Origin of the sequence: Microtetraspora malaysiensis, from assembly GCF_001528665.1 — a bacterium.
Classification (GTDB): Bacteria; Actinomycetota; Actinomycetes; order Streptosporangiales; family Streptosporangiaceae; genus Microtetraspora_A; species Microtetraspora_A malaysiensis.
In genome coordinates this window covers 184,464-201,573 of sequence record NZ_BBYJ01000015.1, presented here as the reverse complement: position 1 = coordinate 201,573, position 17,110 = coordinate 184,464, and the positions used below count along the sequence as shown (strand labels likewise).

General features: G+C 71.5%; 12 protein-coding genes. 4 read left to right on the top strand and 8 right to left on the bottom strand.

What is annotated here, in order from left to right:
• The first annotated feature begins 81 nt into the window (after positions 1-81).
• Positions 82-687, top strand: a complete 606-nt coding sequence (locus AWQ71_RS20500; RefSeq protein WP_067135516.1) for a response regulator transcription factor — start codon at positions 82-84, stop codon at positions 685-687.
• A gap of 25 nt (positions 688-712) precedes the next feature.
• Here the strand turns inward: AWQ71_RS20500 and AWQ71_RS20495 are convergent, their stop codons facing one another.
• A complete protein-coding gene (locus tag AWQ71_RS20495; RefSeq protein ID WP_218001880.1) occupies positions 713-2,836 on the bottom strand; it encodes a sensor histidine kinase in 2,124 nt (707 codons plus the stop codon).
• A 312-nt stretch (positions 2,837-3,148) separates the two neighbouring features.
• Between AWQ71_RS20495 and sdhC the strand changes: the two genes are divergently transcribed.
• Genes sdhC through AWQ71_RS20480 form a run of 3 tightly spaced genes read left to right on the top strand, consistent with a single transcriptional unit; the run spans position 3,149 to position 6,609 of the window.
• Complete coding sequence (gene sdhC / locus AWQ71_RS20490; protein ID WP_067135514.1) at positions 3,149-3,949, top strand: succinate dehydrogenase subunit SdhC; 801 nt, start codon at positions 3,149-3,151, stop codon at positions 3,947-3,949.
• A 12-nt stretch (positions 3,950-3,961) separates the two neighbouring features.
• Positions 3,962-5,857, top strand: a complete 1,896-nt coding sequence (locus AWQ71_RS20485) for a fumarate reductase/succinate dehydrogenase flavoprotein subunit (RefSeq protein ID WP_067135512.1) — start codon at positions 3,962-3,964, stop codon at positions 5,855-5,857.
• The gene (locus tag AWQ71_RS20480) at positions 5,857-6,609 is read left to right on the top strand and encodes a succinate dehydrogenase/fumarate reductase iron-sulfur subunit (RefSeq protein ID WP_067135510.1); all 753 of its coding nucleotides are present in this window, start codon (positions 5,857-5,859) and stop codon (positions 6,607-6,609) included. Before AWQ71_RS20485 ends, AWQ71_RS20480 begins: the two co-directional genes overlap by 1 nt.
• A 140-nt stretch (positions 6,610-6,749) precedes the next feature.
• On the opposite strand, the gene AWQ71_RS20475 is transcribed toward AWQ71_RS20480, so the two are convergent.
• From AWQ71_RS20475 to AWQ71_RS42695, 7 genes are all read right to left on the bottom strand, one after another.
• The gene (locus AWQ71_RS20475; RefSeq protein WP_067135508.1) at positions 6,750-7,760 is read right to left on the bottom strand and encodes a hypothetical protein; all 1,011 of its coding nucleotides are present in this window, start codon (positions 7,758-7,760) and stop codon (positions 6,750-6,752) included.
• A 73-nt stretch (positions 7,761-7,833) separates the two neighbouring features.
• Complete coding sequence (locus AWQ71_RS20470; RefSeq protein WP_067135506.1) at positions 7,834-8,226, bottom strand: (deoxy)nucleoside triphosphate pyrophosphohydrolase; 393 nt, start codon at positions 8,224-8,226, stop codon at positions 7,834-7,836.
• Between the two features lie 5 nt (positions 8,227-8,231).
• Positions 8,232-9,323 (bottom strand): C40 family peptidase, encoded by a 1,092-nt coding sequence (locus AWQ71_RS20465; protein WP_245658385.1) that lies wholly within the window; start codon positions 9,321-9,323, stop codon positions 8,232-8,234.
• Complete coding sequence (locus AWQ71_RS20460) at positions 9,320-9,964, bottom strand: hypothetical protein (protein WP_067135504.1); 645 nt, start codon at positions 9,962-9,964, stop codon at positions 9,320-9,322. The genes AWQ71_RS20465 and AWQ71_RS20460 overlap by 4 nt, the downstream gene beginning before the upstream one ends.
• 2 nt (positions 9,965-9,966) lie before the next feature.
• Positions 9,967-12,282: a type IV secretion system protein gene (locus AWQ71_RS20455; protein ID WP_067135502.1), complete on the bottom strand. Its 2,316-nt coding sequence runs from the start codon at positions 12,280-12,282 to the stop codon at positions 9,967-9,969.
• Positions 12,279-14,756: an ATP-binding protein gene (locus AWQ71_RS20450; RefSeq protein WP_067135501.1), complete on the bottom strand. Its 2,478-nt coding sequence runs from the start codon at positions 14,754-14,756 to the stop codon at positions 12,279-12,281. The genes AWQ71_RS20455 and AWQ71_RS20450 overlap by 4 nt, the downstream gene beginning before the upstream one ends.
• Positions 14,757-14,971: 215 nt before the next feature.
• Positions 14,972-17,110 (bottom strand): MinD/ParA family ATP-binding protein (locus AWQ71_RS42695; protein ID WP_500778565.1); only part of this gene is annotated, 2,139 nt, incomplete at its 5' end.

The following is a 17,110-nucleotide window of genomic DNA, read 5'->3' as shown; positions in this document are numbered from 1 at the left end:
ACCGGGGAAACGCGGACCAGAGAGCCGATCACGAGTCGGACATGACGACGTCATGAGTCGGACACTGATAGACATATTGCCGTGATCAAGGTTCTGCTGGCAGAAGATCAGCACGTGGTACGCGGAGCACTCGTCGCGTTGCTGGAGTTGGAGGACGACCTGACGGTGGTGGACGCCGTCGGCTCGGGTGAGGCCGTGTTGCCCGCCGCGCTCCGGCACCGGCCGGACATCGCCGTGCTCGACATCGACATGCCCGGCCTGGACGGCCTCGGCGCCGCGGCCGAACTGCGCGCGAAGCTGCCCGCCTGCCGCACGCTGATGCTCACCGGGAACGGCAGGCCGGGCCACCTTCGCCGGGCGCTGAGCGCGCAGGTCAACGGGTTCATGCTGAAAACCGCGCCGCCGGACGACCTGGTCGCGGCGATCCGCACGATCGCCGCCGGAGGCCGCGTCCTCGACCCCTCGCTGGCGGTCGCCGCCTGGGACCTCGCCGACAACCCCCTCACGCCGCGCGAGGCCGACGTGCTACGGCTGGCCGCCGGCGGCGCCGAGGCGACCGAGATCGCCGCCGACCTGTTCCTCAGCGCCGGGACCGTACGCAACTACCTCACCACGATCGTGACCAAACTCGGCGCCCGCAACCGGACGGACGCCGCCCGCATCGCCCGGGAGGCCGGCTGGATCTAATGCCCGTCCGGGCAAACCTTGCCGGTCACGGCACCAGGACGGCCCGCACCCGGAACCAGCCGTCGTCCTCCACCCGCGCGGTCAGCTCGCCGCCGAGCGCGGCCAGCCGGGCGGTGAGGTTGCCGATGCCCGAGCCCGGCCGGCCGCGCCCCGCGTCCGGGCGCACCCCGTCGTTCCGCACGCTGAGCCGTACGACGCCCTGGGAGACCTCGGACGCGATGTGGCAGCTCCGCGCCGAGCTGTGCCTGAGCACGTTGGTCACGGCTTCCCGCAGAACGGTCGCGAGCACGGTCTCGGCCGGAGCGGGCAGCGGCCCGTGGCCGAGCGAGAGCCGGACCTCCATCCCGGCCGCGGCCAGCACGGAACGGGCCGACTCCGCTTCCTCCTCCAGCGACATCTCACGGTGGTCGCCCGACGCGGCCCGCAGATCGGCCCTGGCCCGCCCGGCCATCACGATGACGTCGGCGATCTCCGCGCGGGCCCGCTCCGGGGCGGCGTCCGCCAGGCGCCGGGCCAGCTCGCACTTGAGCAGGATCGCCGCCAGGTTGTGTCCGAGAAGGTCGTGCAGGTCGCGCGCGGCGCGCAGCCGCTCCTGGACGATCGCGGCGCGGGCCGGCTCCTCCCGCGAGTCCTGGAGCTCCTTGACCACCCGGGCCAACCCGACCAGGCCGTGGATCACCAACCCGGTGACCAGCGTGCTGGCGGTGTAGTTGACGACGGCTTCCGCCGGAAGCCCGAACGCCGCCGCGGCCGTCGCCACGCTCGCCATGACGACCGCCACGAGCGGCAACGACACCGCCCAGCGGAACATGAGCAGCAGCGGGCCCGCCAGGAAGCCGCCCACGCCCAGCCAGTCCTGGCCGAACACGAACAACGGCGCATAGGCGAGCAGGGCCATGGCCGCCAACGCGTACGGATGACGCCCGCGCACGGACCGGAGCTGCAGGTACGCGATCACGGCCAGGCACGCCGCCGCCGGCAGAACCAGATCTCCCGGGACGAGGAGCAACGCCTTGACGCAGAATCCGGCGACCACCGTGCCGAGCAGGGCGATCGACAGGCCGTAGGCGGTGTCCGGTGGCGGCGGAGCGGGCGGCGTGGCCGGGATGGCGGCCTCGACGCCGAACCTGCCGTCGGGATCGAGCCCGACGCGCAGGGCCCCCGACACCGCCGCCATCCGGTCGATGACGTCGTCCAACCCCTCGACGCCCGCGCCCGCCGTTCGCACACCGTCGTTGGTGACGCGCAACCGAACCATGCCGTCACGGTGCACGGTCTCGATCAGGCAGTGCCGGGCGGTTCCCTGCCGTACGACGTCGGTGACGGCGTCGCGGAGCACCGTCGCGAGCAGCGCCCCGGCCGAGCCGAGCGGCTCGGTGTGACCGATCCGCACCTCCGTCTCGACCCCCGCCGCCGACAGCAGCGCCCGCGCCGCGGCGACCTCCGGGGCGAGCGACAGCGCCCGGTAGTCCGCCGCCGCCGAGCGGGCGTCCGCCAGGCAGCGCCGCGCCGTGGCGGCGACGTCCCCGATCGTCTGCCCGGTCGCCCCCGCGTCCACCGCCGACTCCATGGCGCGGCGCGCGCCGCGTTCGATCGCGTCGAGCCCCCGCCCGATGCCCTCGTTCAGCTCGGTGGCGATCCGGAGCCGCTCCTCCGCGACGGCCGCGAGCGCGAGCCTCACCCGGGCCGCGGCGACCTCGTCCACCCGCTCCGCCATCCGGGTCAGACCGTAGATCACGAGAGCGGCGAGCGCCGGGGTGATCGTGGAATCGATCACCGCGAGCGCGTCCGCCGAACGCGTGGCCTGGACGAGCGCGGCCCCGGCCACCACGAGGACCGCCACGGGCCACGCGGAGACGAGCAGTAGCGAACCGGCGAGAAAGCCGAAGAGACCGACGGACACGCCGCAGACGAGCACCGCCACCGTCGCGAGAACGGCCTGCGCGGCGAGCGCGGCCGGGCCGCGCAGGCGGCGCCACCGGGGGAAGACCTGCCCCAGCTGGAGCACGAGGACGCCCAGCGGCAGCAGCGCCTCCGCCACGCCGTCGGCTGCCAGCACGTACACGGAGGCGAAACCCGCGAAGACCACGGCGACGGTCAGCCGCGCGAGCCGGGGGCCGGGCTCGGTGCCGGCCACGAAGGATCTCACCCTGTTCACTCTGGCCTCGACCTCCCCATTCGCCAGGGCAAGTCTTCCAGAACACCAGAAAAAACCGGACATGAGGGGGAATAGTGCCTGCGCTTCAGTGAGACGTGACGACAATCACACTCTCTTGCCGAAATAGGGGGTGACCCTTCTCACATTTTGCCCTGTCGGCGTCGTAACGTATGCCCCACCAACAGGCGTCGGCGTTGTTACACGGCGTTGTTACACCTCGTGGCGCATCGGCCGGCGCGACACGAATGGACGCGGAGCCCTCGGCGTACAGAAAAGGGACCGCGGAAGGTGGAGAGGTCTCTGATGACCCAGACAACGGCCGAAAACTCGGCCAGAAAGCAACGCGCCCAGATCAAGGTACGCACTCTGCGCACCGACCGATGGTGGCTGGCGCCGGCGCTGACATTCACCGGACTGATGACATTCCTTGTTTACGGGTTCTGGGCGATCTTCGACCAGAGCTACCTGGCGGAGCCGTACATCGCGCCCTTCGCCTCTCCCTGCCTGGCGACGGCCTGCCCCGAAGGGGCACGCCTGTTCGGCTTGGCGCCCATCGGCGACTGGTACACCTGGCCGCCGGGATTGCTGATCCTCGGACTGCCCGCGGGCTTCCGTCTCACCTGCTACTACTACCGCAAGTCCTACTACCGCTCGTTCTGGCTGTCGCCGCCCGCCTGCTCCGTGGCCGAGCCGCACGGCAAGTACACCGGCGAGACCCGCCTGCCGCTGATCATCCAGAACATCCACCGCTACTTCTTCTACTTCGCCGTCATCATCGGTCTAATCCTGACTTATGACGCGGTTCTCTCGTTCCGGGATAAAGACGGCAACTGGGGACACGTGGGGCTGGGAACGATCATCCTTCTCGTCAACGCGATCCTGATTCTCGCCTACACCTTCGGCTGCCATTCCTGCCGGCACATCACGGCAGGCCGGCTGAACCACTTCTCCAAGCACCCGATCAGGTACAAGGCGTGGACCTTCGTGTCGAAACTCAACGCCAAGCACCAGCAATTCGCCTGGGCGTCGATGTTCTCGGTCATGATCGCCGACCTCTACGTCCGGCTGGTCGCCAAGGGCATCATCAACTTCCCGTTCGCATAACGAGGGATCACAGTGGAAATCGAGCGTCACGAATACGACGTCGTCGTCATCGGCGCGGGAGGCGCCGGGCTCCGCGCGGCGATCGAGGCGCGGCAGCAGGGCAAGCGCACCGCCATCGTCTGCAAGTCGCTCTTCGGCAAGGCGCACACCGTCATGGCCGAGGGCGGCGCGGCGGCCGCGATGGGGAACGTCAACCCCGACGACAACTGGATGGTTCACTTCCGCGACACCATGCGCGGCGGCAAGTTCCTGAACAACTGGCGGATGGCCGAGCTGCACGCCAAGGAGGCCCCGGACCGCGTCTGGGAGCTGGAGGCGTGGGGCGCGCTGTTCGACCGCACCAAGGACGGCAAGATCAGCCAGCGGAACTTCGGCGGCCACGAGTACCCGCGTCTCGCCCACGTCGGCGACCGCACCGGCCTCGAACTCATCCGCACCCTGCAGCAGCGCGTCGTCGCACTCCAGCAGGAGGACGAGAAGCTGCACGGCGACCCTGAGGCGTACATCAAGGTCTTCGCCGAGTGCACGGTCACCCGCCTGCTCAAGGACGGCGAGGACGTCTCCGGGGCCTTCGGCTACTGGCGCGAGACGGGCAAGTTCATCGTCTTCGACGCCCCGGCCGTCGTGCTGGCCACCGGCGGCATCGGCAAGTCCTACGTCGTCACGTCCAACTCCTGGGAGTACACGGGCGACGGCCACGCGCTCGCCCTGCTCGCGGGCGCGAAGCTGATCAACATGGAGTTCATCCAGTTCCACCCGACCGGGATGGTCTGGCCTCCGTCGGTGCGCGGCATCCTCGTCACCGAGTCCGTACGCGGAGACGGCGGCGTGCTGCGCAACTCCGAGGGTCGGCGCTTCATGTTCGACTACGTGCCGGACGTGTTCAAGGACAAGTACGCCACGACGGAGGAAGAGGGCGACCGCTGGTACACCGACCAGGCGAACAACCGCCGGCCGCCGGAGCTGCTGCCGCGTGACGAGGTCGCCCGGGCCATCAACGCCGAGGTGAAGGCGGGCCGCGGCTCGCCGCAGGGCGGCGTCTTCCTCGACGTCTCCACCCGGCTGCCGGCCGACGAGATCACCAAGCGGCTGCCGTCGATGCACCACCAGTTCAAGGAGCTGGCGGACGTCGACATCACCAAGGAGCCCATGCAGGTCGGCCCGACATGCCACTACATCATGGGCGGCGTCGAGGTGGACGCCGACACCGGCGCCGCCTCCGTGCCGGGACTGTTCGCGGCGGGCGAGGTCTCCGGCGGCATGCACGGCTCCAACCGTCTCGGCGGCAACTCGCTGTCCGACCTGCTGGTGTTCGGCCGCCGGGCCGGCGCCGGCGCGGCCGAGTACGTGAACGGCCTGGCACGGCGGCCCGCCGTGTCCGAGACGGCGGTCCAGGACGCGCGGGCCGAGGCGCTCGCGCCGCTGGAGCGGTCGGGCGGCGAGAACCCCTACGAGGTCCACCACGAGCTGCAGCGGACGATGAACGACCTCGTCGGCATCATCCGCAAGACCGAGGAGGTCTCCGAGGCGCTGGACGCCGTCGAGAAGCTCAAGGAGCGGTCGAACCACACCGCGTCCCCGGGCGGCCGGATCTACAACCCCGGCTGGCACCTCGCCCTCGACCTGCGCAACATGCTGCTCGTCAGCGAGTGCGTGGCGCGGGCCGCGCTCCTGCGCGAGGAGAGCCGGGGCGGGCACACCAGGGACGACTACCCGAAGATGTCGCCCGAGTGGCGGCGCAAACTCCTGGTCTGCTCGGCGACGCCGGACGGCGCCACCGTGGACGTCGAGGAGCGGATCCAGCCGTCGATGCGCGCTGACCTGCTGGTCCTGTTCGACCGGGAGGAGCTCAGCAAGTACCTCACCGGGGACGAGCTGGCGAAGTACGACGCGGTCAAGGAGTCGTGATGGGTTACAAGGCCAAGTTCCGCGTCTGGCGCGGCGAGGGCGGCGAGGGCCGCCTGGAGGACTTCACCGTCGAGGTGAACGAGGGCGAGGTCGTCCTTGACGTCATCCACCGGCTGCAGGCGACGCAGGCTCCCGATCTCGCGGTCCGCTGGAACTGCAAGGCGGGCAAGTGCGGCTCCTGCTCGATGGAGATCAACGGCAGGCCACGGCTCGGCTGTATGACCCGGATGTCCACCTTCGAGGAGACCGAGACCATCACGGTCACCCCGATGCGGACGTTCCCCGTCATCAAGGACCTGGTGACCGACGTCTCGTTCAACTACCAGAAGGCGCGCGAGATCCCGTCGTTCACCCCGCCGAAGGACGTCGAGCCCGGCGAATACCGGATGCAGCAGATCGATGTCGAGCGGTCCCAGGAGTTCCGCAAGTGCATCGAGTGCTTCATGTGCAACAACGTCTGCCACGTCATCCGCGACCACGAGGAGAACAAGCCGGCCTTCGCCGGCCCGCGCTTCCTCATGCGGATCGCCGAGCTGGACATGCACCCGTACGACACGGCCGACCGCAAGGAGTCCGCGCAGGAGGACCACGGCCTCGGTTACTGCAACATCACCAAGTGCTGCACCGAGGTCTGCCCCGAGCACATCAAGATCACCGACAACGCGCTGATCCCGATGAAGGAGCGCGTGGTCGACCGGAAGTACGACCCGCTGGTCTGGCTGGGTAACAAGATCTTCCGGCGGTCCAGCTGAGAAGGGGCTGAACGGGCTCCCTGGAGCCATGTGCGGCCGTCCGCGCCTCGGGCGCGGGCGGCCGTTCCCTTTTCACGGGCCTCCCCGGAAGCCGTTTTCACGGGTCTCCCCGAGGACCGTCGTCGGGGAGAACGGAACGGTCAGCCGGTCTGGCCGGGGGTGCCCGGGGTTCCGCCGGCTTCGGGCGCGCCAGGAGCGGGGCTCCCCGGAACGTCCGGGCGGGGCGCCGCCGCCGGGTCCGCCTCGTTCACGGCGAGGCTCCAGGCGTCTGCCTGCTGCCCGGGTACGCCGTACCCCGGGGCCACGCCGTACCCATGGGGCATCCCGTAGGCCGGGTGGGCGCCGTACGCCTGCTGGGGCGCGTATCCCTGCGGGTAGCCCTGCTGCGGATGCGGATATCCGTACGGGTGCTCGGCGGCGTAGGGGTAGCCGTAGGCCGGCGGGTACGCCACCGGGACGGGCACGAGGCCGACCATCGGCGCGTACGCCGCTCCCGGCACGGGCACCGCCCCGGCCGCCGGGCCGCCCTTGCGCGCCGCCGTCGCGTGCGCCATCCGCCGCAGCCGGCCCTCGAAGATGAGCCAGCCGAACAGGGCGATCAGCACGAGCAGCGCCGCCGGGATGGCCAGCTTGTGGCTCAGCGTGACCTGGTCGAACTCCGGCGTCGCGTTGCGCAGCTCGTACGCCGCGTCCTGCGGGGCCGGGTCGCCGAAGTCGGTCGGCGGCGCCACCACTTCGGCGGGGTTGTCCGACGCCTCCGGCAGGGAGATCTGCGGATTCTCCTCCGGCTTCTGCTCCTCCTGCTGCGGCTCCTGCGTCGTCTCCACGACGTCGGGGATCGGCTCGGCCGTCGTGCTCTCGACCGTGTTCGGTGTCGGCGACGGAGTGGGCGTGTGGGTGGGCGTCGTGCTCGGGGTCGGCGTCACGGTGACCGTCTGCGTCACCACCGGGCTGCCCGTCTCGCTCGGGGAGGCGCCGTCGGGCGTCTCGGTGATCGTCACCGTGACCTCGGGCTGGCACACCTGGCCGGCTTCGCACGGCTCGACCCGGTCGTCGTCCGCCGCGGCGGCGATGACCGGGACCGCGACCAGCACCGAAATCGTGATGATCAGGGCAGAGAAGGCGGCCCTCAGTCGTGCGCTTCCGCTCACTGCCGCCTCCGTCGCCTTCCCGCGCTTTCTTAAAGCGGAATTCTACGCAGACAAAAGGAACAGTAAAGACAACTCACGAAGAACCATTGAGCAAACCCTGGACCGCCCGGACAATCGGCAGGTCGCCCGGCAGCCATGGAACGTCGTAAAGCTCCTCCTGACCCAGCCACCGCAGCGCGAGATGCTCCAGGGGCTCGGGCACGCCGGACACGATGGTGGCGACCCATACCCGCAGCACCGAGCCGCTGGACAGGGGCCATTCGCCGCCGACCCGGCGCCCGACCGCGATTTTGACGCCGAGCTCCTCGGCGCATTCGCGGACCAGCGCGTCGTGGTCACTCTCGCCGGGATCGACCTTCCCTCCGGGGAACTCCCAGCCACCCTTCAGCTCGGGCGGGTCGGCCCGCTGGGCGGCCAGGAGTCGGCCGTTCTCGATGATCGCTGCCCCGACGACGATGGTCTCCATGCCCCTTACGTTAGAGCGGCGCTTTTCAATTGCTCCAGCACATCCGCGTTCTGGAGGGGACGGGTGAACCCGACCACATTCCCGCGATCCGCATATGTCGTGACTTTGATGGGGCCGCATCTGGTGCAACGGGCCTCGATCATCTTCCCGGGCGAGACGATCATGCCGACGTGTCCCGGCCGGTCCGGCCCGGTGCCCGGTCCCGCGTTGAAGAACACCAGGTCGCCCGGCTGCTCGCTGCCCGGCTCGATCCGTAGGCCGAAGGGCCACTGGCCGAAGGTCGTGCGCGGGATCGTCAGGCCCGCGTTGCGGTAGGCCATGTAGATGATCCCGGAGCAGTCGAACGCGTCCGGACCGGTCCCACCCCACCGGTACGGCTTGCCGCGCTGCGCTAGGGCGTACTCGAGGATCTTCTGCACCACGCCGTCGGGGGCGTCCTCGGCGAAGTCGCAGGCGGGGTTCGGCGTGTCGATCCCGCCCGTGGCGGCGTACCGCTTGGCGATGGCCAGGACCTGGTCGACGTACCAGTCGGCGCGGTTGTAGACGAAGATGGCCCGCCTGAGGTCGTCGGGGGCGCCGTTGCGCTTGAGCATCTTGGCCGCGGCCAGGATCGCGTCGGCGGGATCGTAGACGTCGCCGTACCCGTCGCCGTCGCCGTCCGAGGCGTACCCGTTGTAGTCGGTGCCCATCTTGATCCTGGACTTGCCGCCCCACGTGCTGATCAGGAACTGCATGGGGCCGGCGGCTCCGGCGTAGTTGGTGCCGTCCTTCACGCCGGGGAGCGAGGACCTGCCGTGGTCGGTCTCCCGCTTGCCCACCGCCGCGAGCACGTTCCACTGCACGCCGATCTGCGCGCCGAACTTCTTGTACAGCTCCAGGTAGTCGGCGGGGATGTCCTCGCGCGCCGACTCGGACAGGTCGGTGGCGGTCGCGGCCTCGGCGCAGTCCGCCCCGCCCAGTCCCCCGCCGATGAGCATGGACGGCGAGGGCGTCATCAGCATGATCGACCCGAAGAGCGTGAACGGGACGAGGACCGCGAGGGCGACGGCCAGCCCGCGCCAGGAGAACCTCCCCGCAAGGGCCTTGGACGGTATCACTGCGACGTGTCCCCGTCCTGGCCGGCGTCCGCGGGCTGCAGGTCGTACACCCTCCAGTCGGCGCCGACCTTGACGACCGTCACCGCGAACTCGTCCCGCTGCTCCTTCTCGCCGCTCTTCGCGGTGACGTGCTGGACCGAGCCGACCACGAGCGTGACCATGTTGGCCGTCATGTCGCGGATGGAGCGCACGGTCGCCGTGCCGCGCGACACCACCTCGTCGGACCGGTTGTGGTTCACCAGTGCGGGCGCGGTCATCGTGCGGGTCAGGTCCGCGCCGAACTCGACCGTCGCGAACCCCGCGAGCCGTTTCGCGAACGCCGCCGGGTCCTCGTCGTGCCGGAACGTCCCGTACGACTCGGTGAACCGGCGGGCGAGATCGGCCGCCGCGCCCAGCTCGGCCTTCGACAGCGGCAGGTAGGAGTAGATGTCGAAGGTCGCGGGCGTGGTGGCGACCTGGCTCGGCGCCGTGGTCGGGGCGGCCCCGGGCAACGGCGTTCTGGTCGGCTCGGACGTGCCCGGCGGCCGCTCGGACGCCTCGTCGCCCGACGACCCGGACGACGTGAGATAGACGCCGACGACGGCGAGGATGACCACGACCCCGGCGAAGGCCAGCCCCCGCCGGCCGTCCCTTCCCTTCATGGTCACTCCTTGTCGGAGCCGGAGGGCCTCGCCCAGAAGGGACCGGGCGCGTCACCGGGGTTGCGTCCGCTCTCGCCGCGGCTGGACAGCCACAGCGGGGGCGCGTCGGAGGAACGCGAGCCGCCGGAGCCCGAACCGCCGCCGAAGATGCTCCCTCCCGACGACCGTCCGCCGGAGCCGGATCGGGGCGCCGAGCCGCTCGACCGGCTCGATCCACCCGATCCACCCGATCGGCTCGACCCGCCGGAGCCGCCGCGCGAGGACGAGCCACCCGACGAGCCGGACCACAGCGACCTGCGGCCCCCCGAACCGTTACGGGACGGGCGCGACGCCCAGCCGCCCGAGCGGCCGCTGAACCAGCCGCCGCCGGAACCGCCACCCGAGCCCGATCCGGAACCCGACCCGGCCGACGAGCCCGAGCCGGACGGCGCGCGCGTGGGCGTGGCGGGCCGTACGCCGGAAAGGTTGAGCGGTGGGGCCGACCCCTGGCGCGGGATCGTGGTGGTCTTGCGCCGCCCGGGGCCGGACGCGTCGGTCTCCAGCGGCGCCGGCTGCGCCCCGGCCCGGACCCCGGCCGGGATCGTCCCGGGCGCACCCTCCTCGCCGCGTACCCTGCCCTGCGCGACCGAGGAGGTGGCCACCGCCGCCGCCGTGCCCGCGCCGGTCGCCATCGCGGCGGCGCCGATGATCGGCTCGGCCTTGCGCAGGCCCCACCGTCCGACGCGGCTCGCCGCCACCGGCGGCAACGCGTTCGCGGCGCGGGAGAGGGTCGGCGCGCTGGCCGCCTCGCCGAGCATCCGCGTGGTGAACGTGTGCCCGTCCATCGAGGAGAACAGGTGCTGGAACGGCCGCCGGTAGAAGAACACCGCGATCGTCATCAAGGCCATGAACAGGATCTGCATGCCCCACGGCAGGCTGGTCGAGATGATCAGCGCGTAGCCGTACACGAGCACGCCGAGCACCAGCGCCAGCACGGCCTGGCGGAGCAGCGTGCCGACGACCATCTCCACCCAGCGCATGGCGATGATCCGCCCCGTGCCGGGATGGACGCCGATCAACAGGAACACCGGCCCGAGGATCAGCAGCAGCAGGAAGCCGATCTTGAGGGCCAGCAGGGACACGGCCACCAGGAAGATCAGCAGGCCCGCGACCATCGCCGCGACGAACGCGCCGATCGCGATGCCGAGCCGACTGGTCCAGTCCTTCCCCTGGAAGAGGAAGTACATCGAGGTGGTCTGCAGCGGCTTGGCGACCTCCTCCTCGAAGCGCTTCTGGTGGGCGTCGGTGCCGGGCATCTGCCGGGCCACCTGCTCCGCACGGTCGATCGCCTGGATATTGAGCAGCTTGGCGCCGAACGTCTTCACCACCGGGGCGTCCGGGTCCGCGGTGCCGAACTCGCCCATCAGCCAGGGCTTGCAAACAAGTGTGGACCAGAGCGCGTCGGCATTCTGGTCCACTCCCGGCGTGCCCGGCTGGGCGTACCCGCCGGCCGTGGTCTCGGCGTCGCCGCCCTCCTTGGCGGGCAGGCAGGACGCGCCCCCCGCCCCCGGCAACCCGGAGAAGGCCGAGTTGACGATCTCACCGGTCTTGTCGGTCACCACCTTGCCGAGCCCGGTGAAGTCGCCGGGGCGGCTGAAGAACCACACCGCCGCGACCACCGCGATGACCATCCAGATGACGCCCTCGGTGGTGGTCGTCGCCCGCTTGCGGATGAGTCCGTACCACGCGAGCCAGATCGCGCCGAGGATGACGATCGGCCGCAGGTACGGCCAGTACATGGCGTTGGCGAGGTTGGTGACGATGTCGTCGACCACGTTCTTGATGGGCTGGATCGGGCCCTCGGAGGCCGCCGCCTGGTAGGTGCTGATCGTCAGCCGGTCGATCGCCTTGGCCCAGGAGAAGATCGCGTTCGCCCAGGAGTTGCCCAGCACGGCCGTCACATCGGAGCAGCCCAGGTCGTACGTGTGCCAGAACTGGCCGGCCATGCCGTACCGGCCGTAGTTGGTGAGGGCGGCCTGCTCGGCGGGGGCGGCGCCCGCGCCGGTGCCGGTCACGCCGCCCGTCGACTCGGTGCCGGTCCCCTCGGCGCCGCCGGCCGCGGTGGCGGCGCTGTCCGGCGGTGGCGGCTTGACCAGGCCGTCCACGCCGCCGTCGACGATCTCGGGGGCGAGGGCGGGCGAGAGGTCGCACACGCCCGCCGCGCTGGCGGTGCCGGACAGCACCAGGGGCAGCGTCAGGAACGCCGCGACGACCACAAGGAGCAGGGCGACCCTGCGTCTACGACCAGAGCGAGCGCGACCGTTCACCCGCGTTCTCAAGACCGCACCTCCTGCGCGACCCCCTGCTTGTCGGCGCCCCCGCCAAGAAGATCATGCCTTTTCTCGTGCGGTTTGTCGTGGGTCGGATTCGTATCCAGCCAGCGGAGCAGCTCATCGGAGATAAGGTCCACCCCTATCCGCCCCGCCCGCCCGTCCAGATCCCGGAAAACGCACTCTCCGTTGCCCAGGGACCGCAGCACCGCCTTGTGCTCCTCCGACGGCTCGACCCCGAGAAGTTCCATCACGTGTTCGACCTCCACCCGCTCCGTGGAGCGGAACGCGAACACCGACGAGAGACAGTTGGTGACCTGCTCGTTCAGCAGGTCACCGGCGTTCTGTGAGACCAGGACGAGCGCCGTGTTGCGGGATCGGCCCATCCGCGACACCTCGGGCACCAGCTTGGCCCCCTCGGGCGTGGAGGTGATCGCCCACGCCTCGTCCAGGAAGATGGCCTTCGGCGTGCGCCGGTCCAGGCCGTTCATCAACCGCCGGGCGAACTGCGAGACCAGGTACAGCAGGGCCACTGAGAGCCGCTGCTCGTACGAGTAGTCGTCGCGGGGCGTCGCCACGTCGGGGAGGGTCAGCCCGTCCAGGGTGAAGACCGTCGTCCAGCCCTCGGTGTCGATCTGGTCGCCGCCCGAGGGGTCGAAGCAGAGCTGCGCCAGGTGCATCTCGGACATCGACCGCAGCACGGCCCCGAGGTTCTTCGAGGCCGGGTCCTCGGAGCGCTCCAGATGGTCGACAACCTTGCCCAGCGACGGGTCCGGCTGGTTCGAGATCGCCGCGACCGCCTGGATCATCGCCGACTCGCGCTCCTCGGACATGCGCGGCAGCAGCAGCCGGAGCGTCTCCGTCGCCATCGTCTTCTTCGCCGCGATGTCGTCGCCGAAGGAGAACGGGTCGAGCAGGCCGGGCGCCGCCGCCCCGAGGGGGATGATCCGCGCCTGGCGGCCGCGGTCCTCCAACAGGCGCACCAGCGACTCGGCGTCGCCCTTCGGGTCGATGACCGCGACCGTGACGCCGCGCAGCGCCATCTGGTACATCAGCAGCAGCGCCAGCGTCGTCTTGCCGCCGCCCGGCTCGCCGGTGATCGCGATGGCCGTCGGGCGGTTCCGGGTCGCCGCGACCAGCGGGTCGAACTGGACGATGCTGCGCGCCCGCCCCAGCGTCTCCCCGATGTACGGCCCGTGCCAGCCCGCTCCCGACTCGTCCACCCGGTCGCCGAGATCGACCGTCGCGGTCGCCATGCCGCCCGCGATCGTCCGCAGCGGCTGGCGCTGCGCGTACGCGTTGACCCGCACCTTCTCGCCGGGCAGCGCCTCACAGAAGAGCGAAAACTGGTCGCCGGTGGAGTTCACCACGTCGATGCCGAGGTCGCGGTAGTGCTCGACGATCGCCTCGACCCGCTGGACGCAGATCTCCTCCGTGGGGGCGCTCACGCTCAGCCGGTGCCAGCCGTACACGAAGGGCAGCCGCTCCTTGGTGATGCCGTGTTCGAGCATCCGGGCGGCGTCGATCTGCTCGGCCAGCGCGAGCGGGGCCTCCGCGCCCGCCTCACGGATGTGGATGTCCATGTCGCGGGCGTGGGCCAGCTTCCTGGCCACGTCCTTGCTCGCCATCACCGGAGAGATCAGCCGCATCCTGCTGGAGGTCTCCACCGGGAACGGCAGCTGGTCGGCGAAGTGCATCCACGGCTCGCCGTCCGGGAACGGCATCAGGTCGGGGAACCGCGCGAACGACAGGTGCGCGGTGAACGAGTCGCCCGTCGGCTGCTCGATCCGCAGCAGCGAGCGGCCGTTGTGGATCTGGCCCTCGACCAGGGACTCGATCTCGCCCTTGCCCCACCTGCGGCGCGGCGCCGCGGACGGCGGCGGGTCGCCGAGCGCGCCCGACACCGCGTGCTGGAACAACCAGGCGACCTCCGTCGAGTTGGCGTGCCTGGCGTAGAGGGAGCTGGAGGCGAGCGCGCGCCCGAGCCGCTCGGCCTGCTCGGTCCACCGCTCGATCTCGCGCTCGGGCACGTGGTCGTCCTCGATGCCGAGCGCCTTCTCGCTGCGCTGGTAGAAGCCGAACAACTGGGCCAGCACCCCGGTGCCGAGCTGGGCCCCTCGCCGGCCAAGCCGCACACCGAGATAGATCTCCTTGCTCCAGAAGTCCTTCGCCCAGACGTGCCGGTACATCTCCTCCAGGTAGTCGCGCCAGCCCGGCCCCTCGTCCGAGGTGGCGTTCAGGGCCATCGCCCACTCCGCCGCCGGATAGGTCCGGTGCGCGATCCGCAGGTGGACCTCCGCGTCGGGCATTCTGATCGCCGCGAGCGCGATGGTGATGTTCGTGGCCAGCGCCTCGCGCTCCTCCGGGGTGACGAACTCGTAGCTCACCGTCGGAAGCCGGAAATACGCCCATGCCGCGGTGTCGGTGAGCAGGACTCGATCGTCGAAGTACCGCACCGCGAGCCGGCTGCGCGTCCTGGTCACCGGTCGCTCACCACTCTTCGCCGCCCCCGAGGGCCGCCCGTTCCCGGAGTATCGCTCAGCTCGCCGTGCCGGGCCCGCCCGGTGTTCACTTGTCGCTCACCACTCCCCACCCACTCCGCGGACCGCTCCTGCCTCGCGCGCCACGCCGCTCGCGAGCCGGGGTTCGCTCCGTGTTCATCGGTCGCTCACCCCTTCCCGCTCACTCCGCGGACCGCTCACCTGGCCACCTCCTGCTTGTGCTGGTTCGCCGCCAGGCCGCTCGCGATCACTCCCGCGAGGGCCACGTACGCCCTGCGGCCCCCCGGCCGGAGCCGGGCCGGATCGACCGGCCCCTGCCGGGAGAGCTCGTCCTCCCAGGGGATGCGGACGATCGCCCGGCAGCGTCCCCTGGCCACCGCCTCGGCCTGCTCCACGTCGGAGGCGCTGCGCCTGCTCACGCCGTTGACCACCATGACGGCCCGGCGCCGCAGGTCCGAGCAGCCGTGCCCGTCCAGCCACTCGTACGTCATGGCCACCGCGTCGGGCGCGTCCTCGCTGGCCGGCGCCACCAGCACCAGCTGGTCCGCGTACGGCAGGAGCCGCGCGGCCAGCGCCGCGGCCGGGTCCACGACGATCAGCCGGTAGTGGCGGTCCAGCGCGGCGAGCATCCGCGGCCACCCGCTCTCCAGCCGCTGAACGGCACCGGCGTCGGCGTCCGCGCCGACGACCTCCAGCCCCGAGTCGCACCGGGTCGTGTACGCGCGCATCCCGAGGTAGCCGCTCACCCCTCCCGATCCGGCGAGCAGGGAGCTGAGCGTCTCGGGTGACTCCGCCGCGATGCGGGTGGTGAGGGTGTGCTCGCCGGTGCTCGCGTCGAGCGCGACGATCCGGTCGTCGCGGTGTTTGGCGAAGGTGTGACCGAGCATGACGGTCGTCGTCGTCTGTCCCGCGCCGCCGGTGCAGCCGAGGACCAGGATCCGCCTGCTCCCGGTGAGCACGGTGCGGGCCCGCGCCACGTCGATCTCCATGCCGTCGGTACGGCCTCCGCCGCCGCCCACGACGACCTGAGCGATCCTGCGCCACCCTCCGGAGGTGTCCCGGCCGACGACCGACTCGACCCGGCGCACCTTCGGCTCGTCGCCCGGCGCGGCGGCGCGGATCGAGACGGGCACCGCGGGCGGGTCGGCGGGCTGGACCGGCCGCCCGGTGGGTTCGTGGGCCGGCTGCCCAGTGGGTTCGTGGACCGGCTCGCGTACCGGCGGGACGGCTTCCCCGGCGTTCTCTGCGGCTCCGCCCTGCCTCGGGGTCTCCGCCACCGGCTCGTGTGCCGGCCGTCCCGGCCGCGTCTCCTCCAGGGGGACCCGCGGCAGCGGACGTACGACCTCGCGGGCCGGCTCCTCCGTCGAGGTCGCAGCGGCGCTCGCGACCTCGCGAAGCGGGCGGACCGGCGGAGTCCCGCCGGTCTCCCCGTCGGCCGGGTGGACGGCCTCGGCTGCCGGGCGCGCCACGTCCGCATCTCGGACGGGCCGCTCCGCAAGCGATGGCTGGACGTGCGACGGCACGGCGGCGACGTCCGGGTGGCCGGGGTCGATCCGTCCCGGCTCCTCGGCCGCTTCCGCCTCGGCGGGCCGCGGCGGCTCGGGCGCGGACGCACCCGCCTCCTCCGGGGCCGAATCCTCCTCCGGGGCCGAATCCGGCCGCGCGTGTCTCGCCGCCTCGGGCGCGGCCTCGCGCTCCTCCCCCTGCGGGGAATCGGGCCGGGCGTGCCGGGGCCGGTCGTGTGCGAGCTGTTCGGCGGGCGGGACCTCCGCCGGAGCGGCCACGGCCGCCTCGGCGGCCCTTTCCGGTTCGGAAGCCTTTTCCGGTTCGGAAGCCTTTTCCACCTCGGCGGCCTTGTCGGCCGCGAGGGCCGCCGCCTCGGCGGCTCGCTCCGCCTCGGCGACTTCCACCTCCGGACGGGCGACGCCGACCGGATCGGCGCGGTGGGCCGCTGTCGCGGGGTCCGGCTCCGGGGCCTCGGCCGAGGACCAGACCTTCTGCGGCAGGCGGAGCGTCTCCTCGCCTCCCGGAGCGGCGCCGCGCTCGTCGCGCGCGGGCGTTCCGGGCTCCGCCAGGCCGGGCTGGCCCACGGCCCGTGCCGCGACCCGGCGCTCCCCCGAGCCGTCCTGCGCGGAGGCGGCCAGCCTGCGGAGCTTGCGCAGCGCGTCGGGGCCGATGCGCGGCACCGCGGGCGCGCCGTACCCGGCGTCGGTTCGGGAGGGCGCCCGCTCGCTCCTGGCCGGTGTGCCGTCGTTCCTGATAAGGGTGCTCCCGGCGCCGGCGTCCGCCGTCCCCTTCCCGACGGGGGCGGGGGCGGGCGCTGGGGCAGGGGCGGG

What these genes read in the sequence shown, in the direction of transcription:
- sdhC (WP_067135514.1), top strand. Translation starts at nt 3,149, where the DNA reads ATGACCCAGACAACGGCCGAAAACTCGGCCAGAAAGCAACGCGCCCAG.
- AWQ71_RS20480 (WP_067135510.1), top strand. Translation starts at nt 5,857, where the DNA reads ATGGGTTACAAGGCCAAGTTCCGCGTCTGGCGCGGCGAGGGCGGCGAG.
- AWQ71_RS20470 (WP_067135506.1), bottom strand. Translation starts at nt 8,226, where the DNA reads ATGGAGACCATCGTCGTCGGGGCAGCGATCATCGAGAACGGCCGACTC.
- AWQ71_RS20460 (WP_067135504.1), bottom strand. Translation starts at nt 9,964, where the DNA reads ATGAAGGGAAGGGACGGCCGGCGGGGGCTGGCCTTCGCCGGGGTCGTG.